23 protein-coding genes and 1 riboswitch are annotated in these 25802 nt (G+C 36.6%); of the genes, 2 read left to right on the top strand and 21 right to left on the bottom strand.

Features of this window, described 5'->3' with window-relative positions; genetic code table 11:
* Positions 1-45 precede the first annotated feature (45 nt).
* Positions 46-160, bottom strand: a riboswitch (SAM riboswitch).
* A gap of 79 nt (positions 161-239) precedes the next feature.
* Positions 240-1790 (bottom strand): hypothetical protein, encoded by a 1551-nt coding sequence (locus IEW94_RS01200; protein WP_188649439.1) that lies wholly within the window; start codon positions 1788-1790, stop codon positions 240-242.
* Positions 1791-1938: 148 nt separating this feature from the next.
* Between IEW94_RS01200 and IEW94_RS01205 the strand changes: the two genes are divergently transcribed.
* Positions 1939-3114 carry a 2-isopropylmalate synthase gene (locus tag IEW94_RS01205; RefSeq protein ID WP_188649440.1) on the top strand — a complete coding sequence of 392 codons (1176 nt, stop codon included), beginning with the start codon at positions 1939-1941 and terminating at the stop codon, positions 3112-3114.
* 13 nt (positions 3115-3127) lie between these two features.
* Positions 3128-4246, top strand: coding sequence for a 3-isopropylmalate dehydrogenase (gene leuB, locus IEW94_RS01210; protein WP_188649441.1), 1119 nt, complete (start codon positions 3128-3130; stop codon positions 4244-4246).
* Positions 4247-4347: 101 nt separating this feature from the next.
* Here leuB and IEW94_RS01215 read toward each other — a convergent pair whose 3' ends face one another.
* The 20 genes from IEW94_RS01215 to ilvB form a co-directional block, all read right to left on the bottom strand.
* Positions 4348-5430: an acyltransferase family protein gene (locus IEW94_RS01215; RefSeq protein WP_188649442.1), complete on the bottom strand. Its 1083-nt coding sequence runs from the start codon at positions 5428-5430 to the stop codon at positions 4348-4350.
* Positions 5431-5473: 43 nt separating this feature from the next.
* Positions 5474-5890 (bottom strand): DoxX family protein, encoded by a 417-nt coding sequence (locus tag IEW94_RS01220; protein WP_188649443.1) that lies wholly within the window; start codon positions 5888-5890, stop codon positions 5474-5476.
* Between the two features lie 108 nt (positions 5891-5998).
* Positions 5999-6916 carry an alpha/beta hydrolase gene (locus IEW94_RS01225; protein ID WP_188649444.1) on the bottom strand — a complete coding sequence of 306 codons (918 nt, stop codon included), beginning with the start codon at positions 6914-6916 and terminating at the stop codon, positions 5999-6001.
* A 15-nt stretch (positions 6917-6931) separates the two neighbouring features.
* Positions 6932-8206 (bottom strand): argininosuccinate lyase, encoded by a 1275-nt coding sequence (gene argH, locus IEW94_RS01230; protein ID WP_188649445.1) that lies wholly within the window; start codon positions 8204-8206, stop codon positions 6932-6934.
* A 112-nt stretch (positions 8207-8318) separates the two neighbouring features.
* Entirely contained in the window at positions 8319-9392 is a 1074-nt protein-coding gene (locus IEW94_RS01235) for a M20 family metallo-hydrolase (protein ID WP_188649446.1), read from the bottom strand.
* Position 9393: 1 nt separating this feature from the next.
* Positions 9394-10170 carry an acetylglutamate kinase gene (gene argB / locus IEW94_RS01240; protein WP_188649447.1) on the bottom strand — a complete coding sequence of 259 codons (777 nt, stop codon included), beginning with the start codon at positions 10168-10170 and terminating at the stop codon, positions 9394-9396.
* Between the two features lie 92 nt (positions 10171-10262).
* Positions 10263-11210 (bottom strand): Rossmann-fold NAD(P)-binding domain-containing protein, encoded by a 948-nt coding sequence (locus IEW94_RS01245; RefSeq protein ID WP_188649448.1) that lies wholly within the window; start codon positions 11208-11210, stop codon positions 10263-10265.
* 6 nt (positions 11211-11216) lie between these two features.
* A complete protein-coding gene (gene proB / locus IEW94_RS01250; RefSeq protein WP_188649449.1) occupies positions 11217-11978 on the bottom strand; it encodes a glutamate 5-kinase in 762 nt (253 codons plus the stop codon).
* A 3-nt stretch (positions 11979-11981) separates the two neighbouring features.
* Positions 11982-13178: a glutamate-5-semialdehyde dehydrogenase gene (locus IEW94_RS01255; protein WP_188649450.1), complete on the bottom strand. Its 1197-nt coding sequence runs from the start codon at positions 13176-13178 to the stop codon at positions 11982-11984.
* A gap of 25 nt (positions 13179-13203) precedes the next feature.
* Entirely contained in the window at positions 13204-14328 is a 1125-nt protein-coding gene (locus tag IEW94_RS01260) for an aspartate aminotransferase family protein (RefSeq protein WP_188649451.1), read from the bottom strand.
* A gap of 1 nt (position 14329) precedes the next feature.
* Positions 14330-15124, bottom strand: a complete 795-nt coding sequence (gene proC, locus IEW94_RS01265; RefSeq protein ID WP_188649452.1) for a pyrroline-5-carboxylate reductase — start codon at positions 15122-15124, stop codon at positions 14330-14332.
* Between the two features lie 49 nt (positions 15125-15173).
* Positions 15174-16151 (bottom strand): N-acetyl-gamma-glutamyl-phosphate reductase, encoded by a 978-nt coding sequence (gene argC, locus IEW94_RS01270; RefSeq protein WP_188649453.1) that lies wholly within the window; start codon positions 16149-16151, stop codon positions 15174-15176.
* Positions 16152-16153: 2 nt separating this feature from the next.
* Positions 16154-17338 carry an argininosuccinate synthase gene (locus IEW94_RS01275; protein WP_188649454.1) on the bottom strand — a complete coding sequence of 395 codons (1185 nt, stop codon included), beginning with the start codon at positions 17336-17338 and terminating at the stop codon, positions 16154-16156.
* Positions 17335-17949, bottom strand: coding sequence for a GNAT family N-acetyltransferase (locus IEW94_RS01280; protein ID WP_188649455.1), 615 nt, complete (start codon positions 17947-17949; stop codon positions 17335-17337). The genes IEW94_RS01275 and IEW94_RS01280 overlap by 4 nt, the downstream gene beginning before the upstream one ends.
* Before the next feature lie 441 nt (positions 17950-18390).
* Positions 18391-18909, bottom strand: coding sequence for an azurin (gene azu / locus IEW94_RS01285; protein ID WP_188649456.1), 519 nt, complete (start codon positions 18907-18909; stop codon positions 18391-18393).
* Between the two features lie 34 nt (positions 18910-18943).
* Entirely contained in the window at positions 18944-20536 is a 1593-nt protein-coding gene (locus IEW94_RS01290; RefSeq protein WP_188649457.1) for an NADP-dependent glyceraldehyde-3-phosphate dehydrogenase, read from the bottom strand.
* A 187-nt stretch (positions 20537-20723) separates the two neighbouring features.
* Entirely contained in the window at positions 20724-21986 is a 1263-nt protein-coding gene (gene ilvA, locus IEW94_RS01295) for a threonine ammonia-lyase IlvA (protein ID WP_188649458.1), read from the bottom strand.
* Positions 21987-21992: 6 nt separating this feature from the next.
* Positions 21993-23495, bottom strand: coding sequence for a ketol-acid reductoisomerase (gene ilvC, locus IEW94_RS01300; RefSeq protein WP_188649459.1), 1503 nt, complete (start codon positions 23493-23495; stop codon positions 21993-21995).
* 13 nt (positions 23496-23508) lie between these two features.
* Complete coding sequence (ilvN, locus tag IEW94_RS01305; protein ID WP_188649460.1) at positions 23509-24042, bottom strand: acetolactate synthase small subunit; 534 nt, start codon at positions 24040-24042, stop codon at positions 23509-23511.
* A 17-nt stretch (positions 24043-24059) separates the two neighbouring features.
* Entirely contained in the window at positions 24060-25793 is a 1734-nt protein-coding gene (gene ilvB, locus IEW94_RS01310) for a biosynthetic-type acetolactate synthase large subunit (RefSeq protein ID WP_188649461.1), read from the bottom strand.
* Between the last annotated feature and the right edge of the window lie 9 nt (positions 25794-25802).

Genomic DNA, 25802 nt, shown 5'->3' on the forward strand with positions numbered 1-25802 from the left:
AAAATGTTAAAAAGAATTTTTAAAACTACAGAAAGTAATTTCGTTTGGTTATCTATCTAAAACCAATAAATTGATTTAAGTAGAATTTAGCACCTTCTCTACGAATAAAGGGTTGCTAAGGCTTCATTGGGTCTAATCCCTCCGCCTTTCTTGATAACATTTCAATAAGTTTTTGAACTTTGTGAGTGCAAATATTCAGTTAGAAAAATTTAAAAACCTAATTTTTTTAGCAAAAATTTTTATTTCCTCACTAAATTATCATGAAACTTGTTTTTAATTACCAAGTCTATCGGTCTATTTTGAATTTTAGATTCCAACCATGAAATGATATCTAAATACAAAAAGGCCCTGCTTTGATAAGGATCATTTTCATACTGTTTTAGTTTTTCATGAAGTTTTATAAACTCCCCTTTTACTTCATGTGGATAAATATCTCCCAGCCCTCTTAAAAACTTGATCATTTCTTTTTGTACCTCATATAAATCTTCCATTTTTATTAAAAACTTATAGGTACTCTTAATAAGTGCTTCCAAATTATAATCCAAACCAGCCTCATAATGTGCAACCAAATTTAAAACCCTGGCAAAACACAATAAATCCTCTCGCATTTCCAGAGATTTATTATCAATAATTTTTTCTAAAAAGAAAATACATTTTTTGTTTTCACCGGCACCAAAATACAAACTGGCTATTTTGTAGTAAAACACCATAATGTGGTGCTCATCAATCCTGTCTTGGTATTTTTTAAGTTTATTCAAAACCTGTTCTACCATTGGCAAGCCTTCATGAAAACTGCCTTCAATAAAATGAAGGTTGAATTTATTGTTATAGACATACAAAAAAGTCAAGCCTTCAACATTGTCATCTATAGGAAACCAATCTTCTTGGGTGATGGTTTCCAATTCTTTTAACGTTGATTTGAATTTCTGATAGTGTCTTAAATAAAACAAAGATTCCAACAAATAATGGTTTCCTTTCAAGAAAAACACCGGATTTAAAACAATTTGGTCTCTGTTATCATAAAACAGGGTGACCCATTTTGATGAATATTTATAGCATGCCAAAAAATCCTGAGTCAAAAAACTATACCACAAATGCGCTTTATACAACCACAATTTTTCTCTAAAGCCTAAAGTACTGATATCGTACTTAGGCAATCTATCATTGAAGTATTTGGTAATTCTTTTATTTTCTTTATCGTTTTTTACATAGCCTGTTTTTAAAAACAAGCCATACAATTGCAGTGACAAATTTGACAGTTTGCTAGCCAATACATTTTGTTGGCTCAATTCTTTGGCTTGTATGGTTAACTCGTCGGCTCTATTACTGATACTTCTGGTGATGTATTGCGATTCTATTACTTTTTCAAGCTCTACAATCTCATAGGCAATGTTTTTTTCTTCATGTGAAATGGCCAAACTTTTGGCTTTATCCAATATTTTAAGACTCTGCCTGTAGAGACCCTTGTGGTATAAAATGGTAGCAAAATCCAATTGCTCCCGTATTTGGATCCGTATGTTTTGATGGGATGGGTTTAATCTTAAACTGATAAGAATTTGCTTGTACAAATGTGCTTTAAGGTTTGAAAGTTGCTGCTTTTTAACAATGCCCTTTTTTAAAATAGCAGCTTCATCATAACTAGGAAGTTTATCAAGAATATTGAAGAGCAACAAAAACTTGGAGTCTTCATTAACACCCAAACGACCCACATAAAGCTTAAATTGTCTCTTTTCAGATTTTGATAATGATTTTACCAAGACAAACAAGTTATCTTTTTGTTCTTTTGTCATAGTTTCAAAAATAGCATTAAGTAATTGAAAAACAAATGTTTAATACTATGTTGATTAGGTTAAACATCGTAAAATAAACATGATGAATTCTCCATTTTGGAAACCAAAATATACATTCGTACTACAATACAAAAATTTATTTGAATAAATGTTAGATAAGAACGTACAAATTTTTGACACAACGCTTAGAGATGGAGAACAAGTTCCTGGATGTAAATTAAATACAGACCAGAAATTAGTCATTGCAGAACAGCTTGATTTGTTGGGTGTGGATATTATTGAAGCCGGGTTTCCGGTATCCAGCCCTGGTGATTTCAAGTCGGTTGAAGCCATATCAAAATTGGTTAAGCATGCAACGGTTTGTGGTCTTACAAGATCGGTTGAAAATGACATAAAAGTTGCCGCAGAAGCTTTGAAATATGCTAAAAAACCCAGAATACATACCGGTATTGGAACATCTGACTCCCACATCAAATTTAAATTCAAATCCAACCAAGAAGATATTTTAAAACGGGCTCATGCTGCCGTTGCTTATGCAAAATCTTTTGTTGAAGATGTTGAATTTTATGCCGAAGATGCCGGAAGAACCGATAATGAATTTTTAGCCAAAGTTTGTGAGGCTGCTATTAAGGCTGGCGCAACGGTTTTAAACATCCCGGACACTACTGGGTATTGTTTGCCACATGAATACGGTGCAAAAATCAAATATTTAAGAGAGAACGTAAAAGACATTGATAAAGCTGTTTTATCTTGTCATTGCCATAATGATTTGGGATTGGCCACGGCCAACTCCATTGAAGGTGTTATCAATGGTGCCAGACAAATTGAGTGTACCATTAACGGTATTGGTGAGCGGGCAGGAAACACGGCACTTGAGGAGGTTGTAATGATCTTAAAACAACATCCATACTTAAATTTAGATACCAACATTAACACGTCTATGCTATATGGAATCAGTCAATTGGTATCAGAAAGCATGGGTATTTATACGCAACCTAACAAAGCCATTGTGGGCGCTAATGCATTTGCGCATAGCTCTGGAATCCATCAAGATGGTGTGATTAAAAACAGAGAGACCTATGAGATCATTGATCCAAAAGATGTTGGCGTTACAGAATCATCCATCGTGCTAACAGCACGCAGCGGACGGGCAGCTTTAGCTTATAGAGCTAAAAATATAGGGTATGAATTAACAAAATTGCAATTGGATGAAATTTATGCTAACTTCTTGGATTTTGCAGATAAAAAGAAAGAAGTTGACGATTCAGATATTCATCAAATTATAGAAACCAGTAAAGTTTATAGAGATATAATTTCTGCTTAATATTACATAGTAAATGAAACTACATATTGCCGTTTTACCAGGTGATGGCATAGGGCCAGAAGTGATTGCCCAGGGCGTAAAAGCCTTGAAAGCCATTGCTATGGAATTTGGCCATGTATTTACTTTTGAATATGGCTTGGTTGGAGGAACCGCCATTGATGCTGTTGGCAATCCATTGCCAGAAAGCACACTTGAACTGTGCAAAAAAGCTGACACAATTTTGTTTGGTGCCATTGGTGACCCTAAATACAATATGGATCCCGATTCAAAAATAAGACCAGAGCAAGGCCTTTTAAATTTGCGCAAATCATTGGATTTATTTGCCAATATCAGACCGGTTATTGCCTATGAGGATCTCTTAAACAAATCATCCTTAAAAAAGAAATTTATCAAGGATGCCGATTTTGTCATTTATCGTGAACTTACGGGCGGTATTTATTTTGGAGATAAAATAATAAGTGAGGATGGCAATTATGCCTCTGATAGTTGCGGATACCATCGTTTTGAAATAGAACGGATTGCACATTTGGCCTTTAAAGCAGCTCAATCCAGAAAGCACAAATTAACCTTGGTTGATAAAGCCAACGTATTGGAAAGTTCCAGACTTTGGCGCAAAGTGCTAATGGAACTAGCACCTCAATATCCGGATGTTAACTTAGACTTTTTATTTATTGACAATGCGGCCAAGCAGCTCGTGATGAACCCAAAACAGTTTGATGTTATTTTAACAGAAAATATGTTTGGAGATATCCTCTCTGAAGAAGCTAGCGTTATTGTCGGTTCTGTAGGATTATTGGCCTCAGCATCCATAGGTCCTAAATACGCCATGTTTGAGCCTATTCACGGCGCCTATTCCAAAGCTACCGATAAAGGTATTGCCAACCCAATTGCATCCATTTTATCAGCCGCTATGCTGTTGGATCATTTTGCTTTATTTGAAGAAGCTGCCTTAATACGAAAAGCCATTGATAAATCCATAAAACTTCATATCACCACACCCGATTTAAACATGAAATACGATAATATTTCAACAAGTAAAGTGGGTGATTTTATTGAAGATTTTATAAACAATCCAGAAGAAACAAACTTAAACTTTACAAACATACATCTAGGACAGTCCACAATTATTTAATTATTTTGAGTTAGTCACCAACAAATTAAACGTATTGGGATTTAAAGAGCATCGTAACGGTGCTCTTTTTTATGGTTGAAAACTATGTAAGAAAAAAAACACTATGATCCAACAATCATTCTTGAGTATTTACCAAACACTTTCCTAAAGACAAAAACAACCGCCATACTAACAGAAATTGAAAATACAATCAAAAAAATGGAGCCAAAAACAATATTAAGAGGAGCAATGGTTTTATTTTCAATGACGAACCTAAATAAATAACTTGATGCATATAAAATAGAGCCATGCATAAAATATATGGAAAATGAATCCCTAGCAATAGGCTTTAACCATCTTGGTTGGGCATCTCCAAGTCTCTTTAAAAGCATCATAAAAATAATGGCAAATGCAATTTTCTGAATGTAAAAAACCGATTCTCTTACTGATATCGCCCCAACCATATCCATTTTTACAATATACAGATAAAATAACAGTCCTGTGCTTGCAAAAGCAGTAACAACTATAGCTATCTTGCACTTTTTAATTGATTGGAATTTAGCTTCTAAATCCGTTCCTAAATACATTCCAAGCGCATAAGCTCCCATAAAATAAATAACGGTTTCAAATTTGAATATATAATCACCAACCATTTGAATGCGAGAAACCACTAAAGGAATGAACATGACAGCAAAGAACAGCATTCTGGTCCACTTACTTGTTTTATGAAGACTCTGTAAAACCGGTGTGGCCAAGTACAGAACAATCAAAACCGGTATATACCACAGGGCAAAATTGGCTTTTCCATATATGAGATTTCTAAATACTTTTGAAAAATAATAAACCAACCCTTCTTGAAAACTTTTGGTATCATGGAATCTTACGGTAATAAATGTAAGTACCAAAGTAAAAAACAGATAAGGCAGTAAAATGTTCTTTACTTTGCTTGAAAAAAATTTATAATATCCTTTGGGCTCTAAAACCCGCGTAAATAATAAGCCCGAAATAATGGCGAAATAAAGTGTACTATCATGATAAAATATTTCACTTGCCATAATAAGTGGATGTGATTCATCAAAAGCACCATAAGCAGCTATAAATGCCGCCGCCACTGCATGTCCCAAAACAATTTTAATAATAGCCAGTCCTCTAAAGCTATGAAGGTAACCTAAAAAATTAGGTGGATTAATAGTGGCTTCTTTCAATATGCAAAGTATAAGACATCATTGTCATAAACGGAATTAGCTATCACTTTTTGCCAGATATCAAGTAATCGACAGAGTATTTACCGCTTCCCACCACCAATAAAATCAAATAGATTAATAGATATAATATTGGAAACTCCTTTTTGGAAATAGGTGCTGAGGCAAAAACCACAAATGCAGCCACAGACATATTAATTATTAACGGTATGGATGCTAATCTAGTAGCAAAACCAATGCCTATTAAAATAGAACAGAAAAATTCTGCAAAAATCACTAGCACAAAAGAAAGTCCTTGTCCCAAACCAATTGGATCTGCAAATTGTATCTCTCCCCCTTCCAGCAATTTCATTAATTTGGGGTAGCCATGGGTTAACATCAACATGGCCACAGACACTCTGACAACCAGTAACACAAGGTGAATGTATTTGCTGTTGGTTTCTGTATTTAAATACGATTTCATCTCATTCTGTTTAAAGTTATAAAACATGAAACTAAACCATTTTTAATAAAAAAACAAAATATTCTAACCTAGCTGGAAAAATCGAAACCATTTTTTACCGATAGATAGTTAGAGGCTTTGTAACCAATCATACAGTCTATCAGTCCATTTTTCTAAGCGTCCTTTTCCCAAAGCCAATCCAAATCCATGGCCGCCGTGGGGATATATATGCAGTTCTGCTTCTATCCCTTTGTTCTTTAGTGCTTGGTATAATTGCAAACTGTTTTCAACAGGTACTGAATGATCGTCTTCAGCATGTACAATAAATGTTGGCGGTGTGTTTTTGGTCATCTGTAATTCATTGGAAAACTGATTAACCAAATCCTCACTTGGGTTTTCTCCCAACAAATTATTACGCGAACCTTTGTGGGTATAATCCATTTTCATGGTCACTACCGGATAGATCAACGCCATAAAATCGGGTCGTGCAGAAATGATATCAATAGCTGTTTCCTTAAACGTATTTGGTTTGTCAAATTGGGTCCCTAAAGTTGAGGCCAAATGCCCGCCCGCCGAGAAGCCAATTACGCCAATTTTATTAGGGTTTACATGCCACTTTTTAGCTTGTGAACGAACGATACGCATGGCACGCTGTGCATCTTGTAAAGGTGCTTGATAAGATACTTTTACAGATTTTGAACCGGGCAATCGGTATTTTAAAACAAAAGCAGTGATCCCTTTGGAATTAAACCATTTTGCAATATCTGTCCCTTCAAAATCATAGGTTAAATAATGATAGCCCCCTCCTGGACAAATAATAACGGCTTGACCTGTTGCATTTCGTTTGGTTGGTAAATACACTTCCAACGTTGGTGTTTGAACCGTATAAATTCTCTTGCTATCAGTGCTTTCAACAAGTTCTTGCTCATCAGACTTTTGACTGTTGGGAATATCTCCATTCCATAAAGGAATAATATCATATTGTGCAAAAGTGTTTAACATAACAAAAAACAAACCAATAAATGAAACCGTTTTTTTTAATGACATTGTTTAAAATTTAAATTACTTTGGAAACTTAGCTTTTATTTTATCCAAGCATAAATTATGCATACTACCAACATGGCTGTGCTTTTTTGATGTTTCAGGTACATAAGTACCTTCTTGAACTTGTCCGCCAATTTTTTGATACGCTTCCCTAAACGTTTGCCCCTCCATTACTAACGTATTGATATTATCTACCGTAAACAAGTATTTATACAAATCGCTATGGATGTCAATATCCTTGACAATAATTTCTTTAATGGCGTAATTAAAAATGTCCAGTATGTCTTTTACCTCTTCAAAAGCGGTAATCATATGTTCTTTTAACAACTGGAAATCCCTGTGATAACCACTTGGCAAATTATTGGTTATTAAAATCATTTCCGTTTGAAGAGATTGTATTTTGTTACACTTACCGCGAATCAATTCAAATACATCCGGATTCTTTTTATGGGGCATGATACTGCTGCCTGTGGTCAACTCATCAGGAAAGGAGACAAACCCAAAGTTTTGGCTCATGTAGAGGCAAATATCCATAGCAAATCGCGACATGGTATTACACAAACCGCCCAAAGCTGCTGCAATGGTTCGTTCACTTTTACCACGACTCATTTGTGCGGCTACCACATTGTATTTAAGTGTAGCAAAGTCCATGTCCTTGGTCGTGAATTCCCTGTCTATTGGGAATGAACTTCCGTAACCAGCCGCTGAACCCAATGGGTTTTGATCGACGATTTGAATGGCCGCATTCAGCAAGTATACATCGTCAATCATCAATTCAGCATATGCAGAAAACCACAATCCAAACGATGATGGCATAGCCACTTGTAAATGTGTATACCCAGGTAACACCTTATCTTTATGGGCTTCTGCTAAATCTAAAAGTGTTTCAAAAAAGGTCCTGGTTTTTTGCTTAACCAAGCCTAAATTCTCTTTGTAATATAAATGAAGTGCTACTAAAACCTGGTCATTTCTAGAGCGGGCCGTGTGGATTTTTTTACCCACATCTCCCAAGGTTGTAGTTAATTCATACTCTATTTTAGAATGCACATCTTCAAATTGATAATCTATCACAAATTCACCAGCTTCAATTTCATTTTCCAATACTTGTAAACCACCCAATAATTGCTCTAATTCAATAGTTGAAAGAATCCCTATTTTTTGAAGCATTTTAGCATGTGCCCTTGATGCGATGACATCATATTTAGCAATGTGAATATCAATTTCACGGTCGTTACCAACAGTGAATTGTTCTATTTTTTTATCGATTGATATACCTTTGTCCCAGAGTTTCATAAATTTCTGCGAAAGCAGAAATCCCTGCTTTCAATTTTAATTAAACTTTATTTTCAAACCCACCATCCAGTTATAAAACCCAGATGGATGTTTTTTCTTATAAGATTCCTGTCTACACAGGAATTAGTACCCGATTTAACAATTCAACATATATGTTGATGCCTTCTTCAATTTCATTCAAATAAATAAATTCATCTGCCGAATGCGAACGTGTACTGTCACCAGGACCCAATTTTAAAGACGGACAGGTTAGCACCGCTTGATCTGACAATGTTGGTGACCCATACGTTGTGCGTCCTATGGCAATTCCTGCTTTTACCAACTCGTGGTCTGCCGGAATGGATGATGAATTTAATCGTAAACTTCTTGGTGTGATACTGTAACAAGGCGCCTGTTTTTGTAAGATATCTGCAATTTCAGCATTGGTGTATTTGTCATTAACACGCACATCAATAACCAAATCCACATCAGCTGGCACTACATTGTGCTGTTTGCCGCCATTAATCTGCGTGACCGTTAGTTTTACATCTCCCAAAACTTTAGACGTTTTTTCAAACTTAAAATCCTTAAACCATTGCAATGCCTTAATGGTATTATAAATGGCGTTATCATCATTGGGGTGCGCCGCATGACTAGGAGTGCCTTTTACTTTGGCATCGAAGACCACCAATCCTTTTTCTGCAATGGCCAAATTCATTAAGGTTGGTTCACCCACAATGGCCACATCTACCTTTGGAATAATTGATAACATACTGTTTAACCCATCGGGTCCACTGCTTTCTTCTTCCGCAGAAGCAACCAAAACCAAATTATATTTTAAATGCTCTTGACTATAAAAATAAGTAAACGTTGCCATTAATGACACCAAACATCCACCAGCATCATTACTACCTAGGCCGAATAATTTTCCGTCTTCAACAATCGCCTTAAACGGATCTTTGGTATAGGCCGAATTTGGCTTAACCGTATCATGATGCGAGTTGAGCAATAATGTTGGTTTATTCTTGTCAAAGTGCCTGTTGATGGCCCAAACATTGTTTTTAGTTCGATTATAGTCCATGTTATAACGCTTAAACCAAGCTTCTATAAGCTGGGCTGTCTGATCTTCCTCAGATGAAAACGACTGGGTCTCTATCAACTGTTTTAGCAGTGATATGGCATCGTTGGTTAATTGGTCTAGCGTCATATTATAAGGTTATTCTTGTAAAATTATCATTTTCTTTTGTGAGCATGGATATATTTCCCATGTTAATTGTTGTCACGCCATGTTGCAAAGCATTAAAACAGTTTTCCAACTTTGGTAGCATGCCGTCTGCAATAATTCCCTCATTCAACAAATCCTTGTAAATCTTGGAATCGATATGCTTTATCACTGAATTTTTATCGTTAATATCTTTTAAAACACCATCTAGTTCAAAACAATAATAAATGGATGTTTCATATAAATGACTCATTCCAATAGCCAATTGCGAGGTAATGGTATCTGCATTGGTGTTTAACAGTTGTCCGTTTCCATCATGCGTAATGGCGCAAAACACAGGAACAAAACCTGCTTGCATTAAAGCGTCAACTGACTTGAAATTAACTTGCTTTACATCACCTACAAAACCGTAATCTATATCTTTGACCGGGCGTTTTTCTGAAACTATACTGTTCACATCAGCCCCTGTTAATCCTATGGCATTGGTGTTAAAAGCTTGCAATTGGGCTACCATGTTTTTGTTGACCAAGCCACCATACACCATGGTTATGACTTCTAAGGTCTCGGCATCGGTAATACGCCTGCCATTAACCATTTTAGATTCTATGCCTAATTTTGAAGCCATGCTTGTTGCTCGTTTTCCGCCACCGTGAACCAAAATCTTTTTGCCTTCTATGCTTGAGAATAGTTTTAAAAACGCTTTTAAAGAAGACTGATCTTCAATGATATTACCTCCAATTTTTACTATGGATAGTTTTTCCATTTATAATTTAATTTGTCATTACGAGGAGTTTCCGACGAAGTAATCTATTTCTATTGAGAGATTGCTTCAATCGTTCCTCTTTCGCAATGACGTTATCTAATTTCTTTAGTTTCCAATATTTTTTTCAACACCAATTGTGCAGCATACGTTCTGTTATTGGCTTGCTGAATGACAATGGAACTGTCACTATCCAAAACGGCATCTTCCACTATAAGATTTCGTCTTACGGGCAAACAATGCATAAATTTAGCATTTCCTATTTTTTCTTTGGTAATCATCCAATTAGGGTCTGTGTTCAATATTTTCCCATAATCACTGTAGCTACTCCAGTTTTTGACATATATAAAATCAGCATCTTTAAAAGCCTCTTCTTGATTATGGATAATTGGCGTGTTACCTGTTATATCTGGATTCAAATCATAACCTTCTGGATTGGTAATCACCAAATCTACCTCCATTTTTTGCATGGCTTGCGTAAAACTATTGGCTACGGCATGAGGCAAAGCCTTCACATGAGGCGCCCAACTTAAAACCACTTTTGGTTTTGTTTTCTTAGAATATTCTGAAATGGTAATAGCATCGGTAAAGCCTTGTAACGGGTGCTCAGTGGCACTTTCCATATTCACAATAGGAACAGATGCGTATTTAACAAAAGATCTCAAGACATATTCACTTTCGTCCTTGGCTTTATCAGTCAATGTTGGAAAGGCTCTAACAGCAATAATATCGCAATACTGCGATACCACAGCAGCAGCTTCTTTTATGTGTTCTGCCGTAACTCCGTTCATGATGGTTCCGTCACCAAATTCAATGCCCCAAGCGTCACCAGACACGTTCATCACAATAGGATTCATGCCTAAATTTAAAGCCGCTTTTTGGGTGCTTAATCGCGTTCGCAAACTAGAGTTAAAAAACAACAATCCAATGGTCTTGTTCTTTCCTAAATCAATATTCTTTAATGGATTGGCTTTTATGGCCTTGGCCTCCTCTATCCAAGCATGGATGTTATCTATATCATGTATGGAGGTGTAATGTTTCATCTTGTATTATTTTATTTTGGTAAATGGCACTGTACTGTTCATGGCATTGATCATAAAATGATCTTCCAATCCATTTACAATCCACGTTTCAATATTTGCTTTTTTTGCAACTGATGCCGCATCAATTTTTGATTGCATACCCCCGCTTCCGTGGGATGATTTTGAGCTTACAACCTCAGCTTGCAATTGTTTGAAATCCTCAACCTCTTCAATGGTTTTCAAGGTTTTAGATTCTATGGATTCCTTCGTGTAAATCCCATTGGTGTTGGTTGCAATTACAAACAAATCCACTTTTAAAAGAGCCGCTGTAAGAGCGGCCAATTTATCATTATCACCAAATTTAATCTCATCGGTTGCTACGGTATCATTTTCGTTGATAATAGGAATATAATTATTGCTAACCAGCACATTAATGGTATTGACAATATTGGTCTTACTTTCCTGTCTTTCAAAATCCGAATAGGATAATAAACACTGGGAAGTCAACAACCCAGCTTCCCTGAATATTTCCTGATAAATACGAATTAAATGGGGTTGACCAATAGATGCCAAGGCTTGCTTGACGTTAATATCCCTTCCCTTGCTCTCTAGCTTTACAAATTGTTTCGCTACGGCAATAGCACCAGAACTCACAATAATAAACTCACAGGTATCTTGTAACAAGGCTATTTGATTGGCGATATCCTCAATTTTACCTCTTGAAATATTATCGGTTTCCTTGGTAAGCGTATTGGAGCCAACCTTTAATAAAATGCGCTTTTTTTTCACTTATTATCGTATTTGTCCGTTCCCATAAATGTACCATTTGTTGGTTACCAAATGTTGCAACCCAATCGGGCCTCTTTGGTGTAATTTATCGGTGCTAATGGCCAGCTCACCACCTAATCCTAATTGGCTACCATCGGTAAATCGGGTTGAGGCATTGTGGTAAACGGCAGCATTATCCACATTCTCCATAAATGCTTTAGCTACCGTGTCATTTTTAGTAATGATTGATGATGAATGCCCACCTGAATATTTGTTTATCTTGGCAATGGCATCTTCGTTGGAACTGATTTCAGCAATAACAATTTTAAAGTCCAAAAATTCTTGATACCAAATATCTTCGGATTCAAAAGCGTCAACACTTTCATGTTTTGAAAGCGCTTCATCCCCCAAAATTTCAACGTCAAATGCTTTAAGCTTAGAAATCAGTGTTTTTATAAACGCTTCCTTATTCGGAAGATTTTCATCAATCAACACTTTATCCAAGGCATTACAAGCTGATATCTTAGCCGTTTTGGCATTAATGATCACATCCAATGCAATATCCAAATCGGCTTCCTTATGCACATACACAAAATTGTTTCCACGCCCACTGATAATGACAGGACAGGTAGCGTGTTGTTTTACAAAAGCAATTAAACGCTCACCACCCCTTGGCACAATTAAATCAACTTGTTGTGTTGGATTTTCTAAAAATGCTTGGGTTTCGGTTCTGTTGAATTGTAAATATTCTACCCAATCTGTTGAAATGCCGTTATCTTGTAATGCCTGATGCCAAAGGTCAACAATTTTTAAATTGGATTTTGTTGATTCCTTTCCGCCCTTAAGCAAAATTTTGTTTCCGGATTTAAAAGCAATACCGGCCGCTTCAACCGTTACATCTGGTCGGGATTCGTAAATGATTAAAACCGTTCCAAACGAGGCGGTTTTGTTATAAACCTGCATACCGTTTTCATGTTTAAATCTAAAACGTTCTACACCTACTGGGTCATCCTGTGAGGCCAAATGCATGACCGATTTTATCATCTCATCCACTTTGGAATCGTCAACTTTTAAACGATCATACATAGAGATGTCCTCACCTTTATAGTTTTCTAAATCTGTTTTATTGATACTTATTATCGCATCCCTTTCTTGTTCTAACAATGTTGCCATTTTAAGCAACACTTTATTTCTCCATTCAATTGATAGTAATGTATTCATTTGTTGATTTTTATTTTTTAAATTTTTATAATGCCTGTCTTAGCGCTTCAAAAAACTGGTCAACATGCGTTTTTTTAATACTAAGAGGTGGCAATATTCGTATTAACTTTTTGTTTGATGCACCCCCTGTAAATATGTGATGCTCATAAATTAGTTTTTTTCTGAGTTCAGCTACTTCAAAATCAAATTCCAAACCAAGCATTAAACCTTTTCCTTTAATGTTTTTGATTTCTGGAATTGTTGACGCTTTTGAAATAAAATAGTCTGATATCTCATTCACGTTGTCTATTAAATTGTCTGTTTCCAACGTGTTTAATACCGCTAGTCCGGCGGCACATGCCAAATGATTGCCTCCAAACGTGGTACCCAATAAACCGTATTTAGCCTCAATACTTGGATGTATTAAAACCCCTCCTATTGGAAACCCATTGCCCATACCTTTTGCAATGGATATGATTTCTGGTGTTACCTTATAGTGCTGAAAAGCAAAAAACTTTCCAGAACGTCCGTAACCAGATTGCACTTCATCGGCTATTAAAAACGTGTTGTTAGCTTTACAAAGTGTATCAACTTGTTCAAAAAACTCAGCGGTTCCTTGGTCCAATCCGCCAACACCTTGAATAAACTCCACGATAACGGCACATACATCGCCTTTTTCCAATTCTCTCTTAACACCTTCAATGTCATTCAATGCCAAAAAAGTAACTTGCTGTTGGGCATTTATGGGCGCAATGATTGATGGATTGTCAGTAGCCGCAACTGCAGCCGATGTTCGTCCGTGAAAGCTATTGTTAAAAGCAATAACCCGTGCTTTATTGGTTTTAAAGGAAGCTAGTTTTAGGGCATTTTCATTAGCTTCAGCACCAGAATTGCACAAAAATAATTGATAATCTTTACAATCCGAAATTTCTTCCAATCTTTTGGCCAATTCAACCTGCAATGGGTTTTGTATGGCATTGGAATAAAATCCCAAATTAGCTACTTGATTGCTGACTGCATTGACATAATTTGGATGCGAATGCCCAATGGAAATAACGGCATGGCCTCCATAAAGGTCTAAATATTCTGTTCCCTTGTCGTCATAAACATGAACATCGTTGCCCTTAACGGGTGTTACATTATATAGTGGATAAACGTCAAATAATGGCATCTTAATTCTTTTTAATTTGATTGATTTTTTCAAACGAAGCCACGATACCTTGTATCAAAGCCGAACTTAAACCTTGGTGTTCCATAGCATTTAACCCTTCAATAGTACAACCACTTGGCGTGGTTACACGGTCAATTTCCTGCTCTGGGTGTTTACCCGATTCAATTAACAAACTGGCCGCTCCAAAACAGGTTTGTGTAGCCAACTCATGCGCTTGCTCGGCCTCAAAACCTAACTGAATAGCGCCTTGGGTAGTGGCCCGTACCAAGCGCATCCAAAAGGCAATACCACTGGCACAAATAACCGTTGCTGCCTGTACCAAATCTTCAGGAATGGCCATGGTAGTTCCTAATTGATTGAAAATATTTTCGGCTAAAATCACTTTATCCTGAGCTTGTTTATTGGCTGCAATGCAGGTCATGGATTTCCCAATTGAGATAGCCGTATTGGGCATCACCCTGATGATGTTTTTATCACTTCCTATAATGCTTTCAATCCTGGCGATATCAACACCTGCAGCCACCGAAATAACCACATGGTCTTTAGTAATGATATCAGCAACACTCTCTAATACTCCGTTTATATGTTTTGGTTGTAGCGCAAAAATGACCATCTCAGACTCTGCAACAGCTAACAAATTATCATTGGTTACCGTTACATTTTTTAAGGTCTTGTAATCATTTACGTTTGCCGTATTTTTATCACTTAAATACAACGAGGTAAACGTGTTGTTTTTAATGAGCCCTTTGGCTATTGAGCTTCCTAAATTACCGGTTCCTATAATGGCTATTTTCATGTTATATTTTTTTAAATGGATTCCTGCCTGCGCAGGAATGACAAATAGTTTAAAAATAATTGGCCTTTAACTGTAATCCTTCAGTTTCATCAAATCCAAACAGCAAATTCATATTTTGAATGGCTTGACCAGAGGCACCTTTTAATAAATTATCAATGATACTTGTTATGAGCAATTTATTGTTGTGTTTGTGCAAATGAATCAAACAGTTATTGGTGTTGACCACTTGTTTTAAATGCAAGTCTTCATCAGACACAAAGGTGAATTTGGCATCTTTATAAAATGACTTATACAGTTTCTTCGCTTCTTCTAAAGATCCATCAAAATCCGTATAAACGGTTGCAAAAATTCCTCTGGAGAAATTACCCCTGTTTGGCATAAACAAAATCTCTGATGAACAATCATTCTGTAATTGCTTAACCGATTGATTGATTTCGCCTAAATGTTGATGCGTAAAGGGTTTATAATAGGAAAAATTATTGTCACGCCACGTAAAATGGGTGGTTTCAGATAAGGATGTTCCCGCACCTGTGGCTCCTGTAACAGCATTAACATGCACATCGGTCTTTAACAAACCCTTGTTTGCCAAAGGCAACAATGCCAACTGAATGGCCGTTGCAAAACAACCTGGATTGGCAATATAATCCGCTGTTTTAATAACGTCTTTTTGAAGCTCAGGCAATCCATACACAAAGGTTTTGTTCTCAAACACCTTATCTTTTTCCAATCTAAAATCATTGCCCAAATCAATAATCTTCGTATTTTCTGAAAACGTATTGGCTTTTAAAAACTTTACTGAATTACCATGTCCTAAACACAAAAACAAGACATCGACATTTGGATTGATGGTGTCCGTGAATTTCAAATCCAAACGGCCCTCTAAATCCTGATGTACCTTGCTTATTTTGTTACCAGCATTTGAGGTGCTGTAAACAAAATTAATGTCTGCTTTGTCATGAAATATCAACAGTCTAATCAGTTCACCTGCCGTATAACCTGCGCCTCCAATAATGCCAACTTGTATCATGTTTATGAATTTACTTGTTGATAGATTCTATTTTGATTGCCCAGGATTTTAATAAATCCTTTGGCTTCTTCAGGTGTCCATCCTTTACTTTCTTCACCATAACTTCCAAATTTAGCATTCATTAAATCGTGTTTAGAATGGATGCCGTCTAAACTGAAATGGTACGGTTTCAAGGTCACAAACACATCACCGCTTACTTTGTCTTGGCTACTTTCCAAAAAGGCTTCGATATCTCTCATTACCGGATCTAGATATTGTCCTTCATGTAAATGCATACCATAGAAACTTGACAAATACTCTTTATGCTGTAATTGCCATTTGGTCAAGGTATGTTTTTCCAATAAATGATGCGCTTTTATGGTGATTAAAGCTGCAGGTGCTTCAAAACCCACACGCCCTTTAATACCAACAATAGTATCGCCTACATGAATATCCCGACCAATAGCATAAGCAGAGGCTAAATTATTCAATACCTCAATATTCAGCTCAGGATCATTGCTTACGCCGTTTACAGCGACTAATTCACCTTTTTCAAAAGTCAACTTAACTTTCTCCTCATCGGTATGTTTTAACTGTGATGGATAGGCTTCATTGGGTAACGGTTTTTCAGATGTTAAGGTTTCTTGTCCGCCAACACTGGTTCCCCAAAGCCCTTTATTGATAGAATACTTGGCTTTTTCCCAAGACATATCAATACCATTAGCTTTTAAATATTCTATTTCTTGTTGTCTGGTTAATTTTTCATCTCTAATAGGCGTGATGATTTGAATGTCTGGTGCCAGTGTTTGAAAAATCATATCAAACCGTACTTGGTCATTTCCTGCTCCTGTACTTCCGTGGGCAATATATTCTGCACCTATGCTTTTTGCATACTCCACAATTTCAATGGCTTGAATAATACGCTCGGCACTTACAGACAAAGGATAGGTATTATTTTTTAATACGTTACCAAACACCAAATACTTAATGACCTTTTGATAAAAAGAAGGTACCGCATTGATATTTTTGTAGGTTGACACACCCATTTTATAAGCATTTGACTCAATATGGTCTATTTCCTGTTGCGTAAACCCTCCCGTGTTGACACTCACGGCATGGACTTCATATCCTTTGGACAGGCTAACGGCACAATAAGACGTATCTAATCCGCCACTGTAGGCTATCACTAATTTTTTTGTTGAACTCATTTCTTATCTTTTTTTAAAAACATGGTTTCCTTGATATGTTTCAACCTGTTAAAAACCTTTTCTTTAATTTTTTTATGTTTATGTTCTTTCTCTTTAGGATCGTATAACATACCTGTGCACAAACACATTTTTCTGTTGGTTCGTGTTAACACATCGTAGTTTCTACAGGTTTGGCAACCATCCCAAAACGTGGGGTCATCGGTCAATTCTGAAAACGGAACAGGCTTATACCCCAAGTCCGTATTCATTTTCATAACTGCAAGTCCCGTAGTAATACTAAAAACTTTTGCATCGGGGAACTTGTTTCTGGAATGCTGAAATACTTTATGCTTAATTTTCTTTGCCAGACCTGCATTTCTATAATCGGGATGTACAATCAAACCAGAGTTGGCTACAAACTTACCGTGTCCCCATTTTTCAATATAACAAAACCCTGCAAATTTATCACCGTCCAATGCAATAACCGCATTACCGTTTTCCATTTTGGTAGTAATATATTCAGGAGTACGTCTAGCAATACCCGTGCCCCTTACTGCAGCAGACTCAGCAATGGTCTCGCATATAATCTCGGCATATTTGCTATGTGATTTATCAGCAATTACAATGTCCATGTATTGTATTGTTTTTATTAAATTAAAATTAATGCTTATTGTTTAAGATACTGAACTGGACTCACCTAGCTCAAAAAATAGATTGACACCCTTACGGGCGACGGGGAAAAATATGGCACATGAAATAGTGGTTAATTGACCTACTAACTATGTTTTGAAATGCTATGAATGAATATTTGTACACTAAATAAAAAATTAAAATTACGTATTGGTTTTGCTGTTTGAAAAGACTAAAAGCGACGACGAGGTGACCTCGCGCGCAAACCGGGTGATGAAGGACGTATTTTATTTTTTAATGTATTCATGAATGTAAAATTAAAATTTTATTTAATACACTTTGTTGTATTACTAGAGAAATTCACAAAAATTATCAATTTCTCTAGTTTTCAACAGTTTTTATTCTAATTATTGACTTTTTTGATAATTATTTTATTAAAATAATTATTCTACAATAAACTTACCGCGCATCATGGTATAATGTCCTGGAAAGCTACATAAAAACTCATAGGTTCCAGCTTCTGGCGCATCAAACTCGATAGATGTTGCTTGGCCTCCTCCTATCAGGTCTGTATGGGCTATGATATCACTGGAATCTTTTGGTATGTACTTGTTATCTCTTTGGGTAGAAGCTTCAGTTGCAAATGCTACTAAATCTGTTCCTTTTTTTAATAATACAAAATTATGCCCCATTACATTGACACCCAATTTACCTACATGGCGTAAGGTAAGCTTAACCTTTTGGCCCGACTTAACCTTAATTTCTTTAGTGTTATACTGCATCATATCATTGGCCGTTAACACAATATTAGCAACGTTATCCTCGGTTTTTGTTTCAGAAGCTTTTTGTGTATTGGATTTTTCATACGTAAAACCGTCTTTCTTTTTGTCCTCTTTGTTTCCACACCCCATCAACAATATCACTGAAAAAAGACATAATAACTGAAATCTACTCATCTTCATATTAAAAAAATTTTACTGCATTAAACAAAACGTTCTATAAAATATAATCCGTACTTATAAAATTGGATGTTTTCTTGTCTAACAACTCATTTAAAATGGCATTATTGTAATCGTTATCTTTGGAGGCCACAAAGGTTCTAATGGAGAATGAACGCAACGCATCATGCACACTTAGGGTGCTGAAGGCAGAATCTTTTCGACCTGTAAATGGATACACGTCTGGACCTCGTTGGCAAGAACTGTTCAAGTTTACACGACATACCAAATTCACCAAGGTATCAATTAAGGGCGCCAATCGTTTAACATCTTTTCCAAAGATACTTACTTGTTGTCCGTAATTGGATTCTGCCATATCATCCAAAGGTTCTTCTATTTTTGTAAAAGGCAGAACAGGAATTACTGGTCCAAACTGTTCTTCTTTAAATACTCGCATATTTTTATTTACGGGATACAAAACAGCTGGATATATATAATTATCTGTGATTTCTCCTCCTTTGTCATTAATGATTTTTGCCCCTTGTTCCAAAGCATCATCAATAAGCTCTTTAATGTAAGCCGGTTTATCTTTTTCAGGAAGCGGTGTTAGTTTTACGCCGGGCTCCCATGGATTTCCAAATTTAAGAGCATCGACTCGTTTAGCGAATCGATTGTTAAATTCATCCACAATATCTTTATGAACATACAGCACTTTTAAAGCCGTACAACGCTGTCCATTAAATGATAAGGTTCCCGCAATACATTCATCAATTGCCAAATCCAAATCGGCATCGGGCAAGACGATAGCAGGGTTTTTGGCTTCAAGACCCAAAACCAAACGCAACCTGTTTTTCTTTGGGTGAATGGTTTGCAAGGCATTTGCAGACGTACTATTTCCAATTAATGCCAACACATCTACTTTTCCAGACTCCATAATTGGTGATGCCACTGCACGGCCTCTACCAAAAATAATATTAACAACCCCTTTTGGAAAACTTTTTTGAAAGGCTTCCATTAATGGTGCAATCAATAAAACACCGTGTTTTGCCGGTTTAAATATGGCTGTATTACCCATTATTAACGCTGGAATAAGCAAACAAAAAGTCTCATTAAGCGGATAATTATATGGGCCTAAGCACAATACAACCCCAAGCGGACCTCTACGGATGTGGGCATAAATGCCATCACTTTTCCTGAATTTGGCACTATCCCGATCCATCTGCTTATAATCTTCAATGGTATCATAAATGTAATCAACTGTTCTGTCAAACTCTTTTTCTGAATCTGGTAAGTTTTTGCCAATTTCCCACATCAATAATTTTACAACCTCTTCTCGCTTGGTCTTCATTAGTTCCACAAAAGTCTCCATACATTTTATCCTATCTGAAACTTTCATGGTTGGCCATAGTCCTTGTCCTTTATCATAAGCAGAACAAGCTGACTCCAAAACCTCCAAGGCCTCTTCTCTGCCTTGGTTGGGAATACTTCCCAGTAAAGTCGGTTTATACTCTTTAGTTGACGAAATTGTTGAATATATATTGGACGTTTCCCCTTTCCATTTTTTTAATTCACCAGACACTAAATAGGTGTCTTGGTGTAAAAGAGAGTTGATTTTATAGGCTTCTGGGATTTCTGAAAACGGTCTGTTCATAAATAAAATTTTTGTTTAAAAACTATAGGCTAATATACTTATATTTTCGCTGAAAAGTGTTTCTTAAAAAGACTTATATTGAAAAAATAACATTTCAATAGCGATTTAATTACTTGAAAACAAATAACTTACAACGAAAACGTTTTCGTGTGATAAAACAAAAAAGACACAATGCAAGTTTTAAGGCTTACACTAAAAATTGAAATAGATCCGGTTTGTTATTAAGGTAATCCCCATAAAAATTATGAAGCTTCATTTTGGTGATTAGTGGCTCTAAATCGTCAGCAGATTTTAATTCAATACCAACAACAGCAGACCCATTTTCACGATTGGTTTTTTTAGCGTACTGAAAATAAGTGATATCGTCATTTGGCCCCAAAATATCAACCACAAACTCTCTCAAGGCTCCTGCACGCTGCGGAAACGTAACTATAAAATAGTGCTTTAAATTGGCATACAACAAAGCTCGCTCCTTGATTTCAGGTGTCCTGGTAATGTCATTATTACTGCCACTAACTATACAAACAACGTTTTTATCTTTTATCTGGTCTGCATAAAAATCAAGTGCTGAAATGCTTAAAGCACCAGCTGGCTCAACTACAATAGCATCTTTGTTGTAAAGCTCTAGAATGGTTTGGCATACTTTTCCTTCTGGAACTGTTATCATGGCGTGTAAATTCTCTTTGCAGATAGGAAAGGTGAGGTTTCCCACACGCTTTACAGCAGCGCCATCAATAAATTTCTCTATATGCTTTAGCTCTGTATTTTTATTGTTTTTTATGGAAACAGACATGGATGGGGCGCCTTCTGGCTCTACCCCAATGATTTTTGTGTTGGGCGACAGTTCTTTAAAAACAGTTGATAATCCTGCTGCTAATCCGCCACCGCCAACCGGAACAAAAATATAATCAATTGGTTCTTTAGTTTGTTTTAACAATTCTAAAGCAATGGTTGCTTGTCCTTCAATAACCTTTTCATCATCAAACGGATGAATAAATGTTTTATTTAATTGCTCACAAGCTTGCATGGCAGCATGGTAAGCATCATCAAATGTATCGCCATGCAGTACAACATCAATATAGTCTTCACCAAACATCCGTACCTGTTCAACTTTTTGATTTGGAGTTGGCGCAGGAATATATATGGTGCCTTTTATTTTTAATAATTTACAAGATAATGCAACCCCTTGGGCATGGTTTCCAGCACTGGCACACACAATACCATTTTCCTTTTCATTTTCAGACAAGGAAGACATCCTATTGTACGCACCACGAATTTTGTAAGACCTAACTAGCTGTAAATCCTCACGCTTGAATAAAATGTGACTTTGAAATTTTTTCGAATACTGGAAGTTTTCGATTAAAGGCGTTATTGAAGCCACATCCTTTAATTTTAAGGATGCAGCCTCAATAGCCTTTAAACTTGGGTAATATGTAGTTTTAGTTTGCACAAATTGTTATGCTAAAACAGATGCTTCAGCACTTTCTGGGGTTTTTACAACTTTCATTGCCGTCATAGATGCCCTTAAAACGGCTCCTATTTTTTCAACTGGATGGTTTCTAATGACTTTATTAACGGCTATTAATTTTTTGTTATCTACACCATTATCTTTAGCAAACGGCTTTCCAATTACATCGGCTTTAACCGTTTTCATGAAATCTTTCAATAATGGTTTACACGCATGATCAAATAGATAGCATCCGTATTCCGCTGTGTCAGATATAACCCTGTTCATTTCATATAACTTTTTACGCGCAATGGTATTGGCAATCAACGGTGTTTCATGCAATGATTCGTAGTAAGCAGAGGCATCTATGATTCCAGATTCTGTCATGGTTTCAAAAGCCAACTCAACACCTGCTCGTACAAAGGCCACCAATAAAGTTCCATGGTCAAAATACTCTTGTTCAGAAATTTCAGCACTAGTAATTGGTGTTTTTTCAAAGGCTGTTTCACCTGTTGCAGCTCTCCATGTTAATAGATTTTTGTCATCATTGGCCCAATCTTCCATCATGGTTTTTGAAAAATGCCCAGACATGATGTCATCCATATGTTTTTGGAACAACGGACGCATGATGTCTTTTAATTCTTCTGATAATTCAAATGCTTTTATTTTAGCTGGATTAGACAATCTATCCATCATATTGGTAATACCACCGTGTTTTAAGGCTTCGGTAATGGTTTCCCATCCGTATTGAATCAATTTGGCCGCATAGCCAGGCTCAATTCCTTCTTCAACCATTTTATCAAACGATAAGATAGCACCTGTTTGCAACACACCACATAAAATGGTTTGCTCACCCATTAAATCACTTTTAACCTCAGCTACAAAAGAAGATTCCAATACCCCTGCTCTATCGCCCCCTGTTGCAACAGCATAAGCTTTGGCTTGCGCCAATCCTTTTCCTTCTGGATCATTTTCTGGATGAACCGCAATCAATGTTGGCACTCCAAAACCACGTTTGTATTCTTCCCTTACTTCAGATCCTGGGCATTTTGGTGCCACCATAATCACGGTAAGGTCTTTACGGATTTGCATCCCTTCTTCAACAATATTAAACCCGTGAGAATAGGATAAGGTTGCTCCTTTTTTCATCAATGGCATAACCGCATTAATAACACTGGTGTGTTGTTTGTCTGGTGTTAAATTCAATACCAAATCAGCTGTTGGGATTAACTCTTGATACGTTCCAACTGTAAAGCCATTATCCGTTGCATTTTTATATGATGCGCGTTTTTCTGCAATGGCTGCATCACGTAAGGCATACGAAATATCCAATCCTGAATCTCTCATGTTTAACCCTTGGTTAAGCCCTTGGGCACCACATCCAACAATGACTATTTTTTTTCCTTTTAAAACATTGACTCCATCTTGAAATTCTGAAGATTCCATAAATCTACACTTCGACAGTTGGTCCAGTTGGTTTCTCAACGAAAGTGTATTAAAATAATTTCCCATTTTTAATTGTTTATTATTGATTATTGAATGCCAAAAGCATTTCGGTTATTTTCATTTCATCTTTTGTAACGGCAATTCTTCCTGAGCGAACAAATTGCATGATGCCAAAGGCATTTAAGTCTCTGCGAAGTGCTTCAATCTCATGCCGTCTGCCTGATTTTTCAAGTACAAAAAACTCTTTATTTACGGTCACAATAGTTGTATTGCTTTCCTTTATGATATTTTGAATTTGAGGCTCTTCAAACAACAACGCCGATTTTATCTTGAACATACATGATTCGGTAAAAATAGTTTGCTCATCTGTATGGTAATAGGCGCGTATGGTTTCTACTTGCTTTTCTATTTGTTTAACAACTTTCTTGGCTTGATCCTCTGTAATATTTACAACGATTACAAATCGGTTAACACCCTCAATTTCAGACTGCGAGGTTGTCAAACTTTCAATGTTGATATGTCTGCGTTGAAAAATTGCTGAGATTCGATTTAACAACCCAATATTGTTTTCGGTATAAATCGATATGGTAAATGTTTTGATGTCTTCGTTCATTTCTTTATGTCTAAAACTTAACTTAATCTGATATCTGAAACAGAAGCTCCAGATGGAATCATAGGAAACACATTATCCTCTTTCTCAACACAAACCTCTAAGAAATAGGCGTCTTTTGAAGCAATCATTTCTTTAACGGCATCGGCCAATTCTTCTCGTTTAGTAACCCGTTTTGCTTCAATATAATATCCTTTTGCTATGGTCACAAAATCTGGATTTGCCATTTCTGTTGACGCATAGCGTTTGTCAAAAAACAATTGCTGCCATTGGCGTACCATACCTAAAAAGTCATTATTAAGCACGACGATTTTTACAGGCACTTTTGTTTGGAAAATAGTTCCCAATTCTTGAATGGTCATTTGGTAACCGCCATCACCAGAAATAGAAATCACTTCTCGGTCCGGAGCTGCCATTTTTGCTCCAATAGCGGCCGGAAGACCAAAGCCCATGGTACCTAATCCGCCAGAGGTAATATTACTTTTTGTGATATTAAAATCTGCATATCGGCAAGCAATCATTTGATGTTGTCCCACATCGGTCACAATGGCTGCATTTCCTTTTGTTTGGGCATTGATTTCCTTAAGAACTTCACCCATGGTCAATCCTTCCTTAACAGGATGTAAATCGTGTTTTATGACTTTTTCAAATTCGATATCATATAAATCCTTAAACTCTTGAAGCCATTCTGGGTGTGAATTAGCATTTAATAATGGCAAAAGCCCTGCTAAACTTACTTTAGAATCACCTAAAACAGCAATATCGGTTTTTACGTTTTTATCAACCTCGGCAGGATCTATTTCAAAATGGATGACCTTAGCTTGTTTGGCGTATGTTCTTAAATCGCCCGTAACACGGTCATCAAAACGCATCCCGATGGCAATAAGTACATCACATTCGTTGGTTAATTTATTGGGTGCATAATTACCGTGCATACCAACCATACCGACATTTAGCGGATGAGATGTTGGCAAAGCCGAAGCGCCTAAAATAGTCCAAGCAGAAGGAATACCGGCTTTTTCAATAACGGCTTTCAATTCATTTTCGGCCTTACCAAGAATAACGCCTTGTCCCCATACAATCAATGGTTTTTTAGCTTTATTAATTAATGCTGCCGCAGCCTCCAAAGATTCCTGACTTGTTTTAGGAATTGGATTATAACTGCGTATTCCAGTGCATTTGCTATATGAAAAATCGAATTCCTCAAATTGGGCATCCTTTGTAATATCAATCAATACCGGCCCTGGGCGTCCACTTTTAGCAATATAAAACGCCTTGGCGATCACTTCAGGAATTTCAGAGGCTTTAGTAACCTGATGGTTCCATTTGGTGACCGGAGTGGAAATACCAACAATATCCGTTTCTTGAAACGCATCACTTCCCAACAAATGAGAGGCCACTTGACCTGTAATGCACACGATGGGTGTAGAATCTATTTGTGCATCTGCAATACCCGTAATCAAATTGGTGGCTCCCGGGCCTGATGTAGCCATGGCGACACCCACTCTGCCTGAAATACGGGCATAGCCTTGGGCCGCATGTGCAGCGCCTTGTTCATGTCTTGTTAATACATGATGGATTTGATCCCTAAATTTATACAACTCATCATACACAGGCATGATAGCACCTCCTGGGTAACCATAAAGCACATCGACTCCTTCTTCTATTAAGCATCTTATGATAGCTTCACTACCAGTAATACGTTGGGTTTTTTGAGCCACTGCTTCTGTTTTGATTTTTGTTTCTGTATTCATACGTCTCAC

The organism is Yeosuana aromativorans, from assembly GCF_014646655.1.
In the GTDB taxonomy this organism is placed as follows: Bacteria; Bacteroidota; Bacteroidia; order Flavobacteriales; family Flavobacteriaceae; genus Yeosuana; species Yeosuana aromativorans.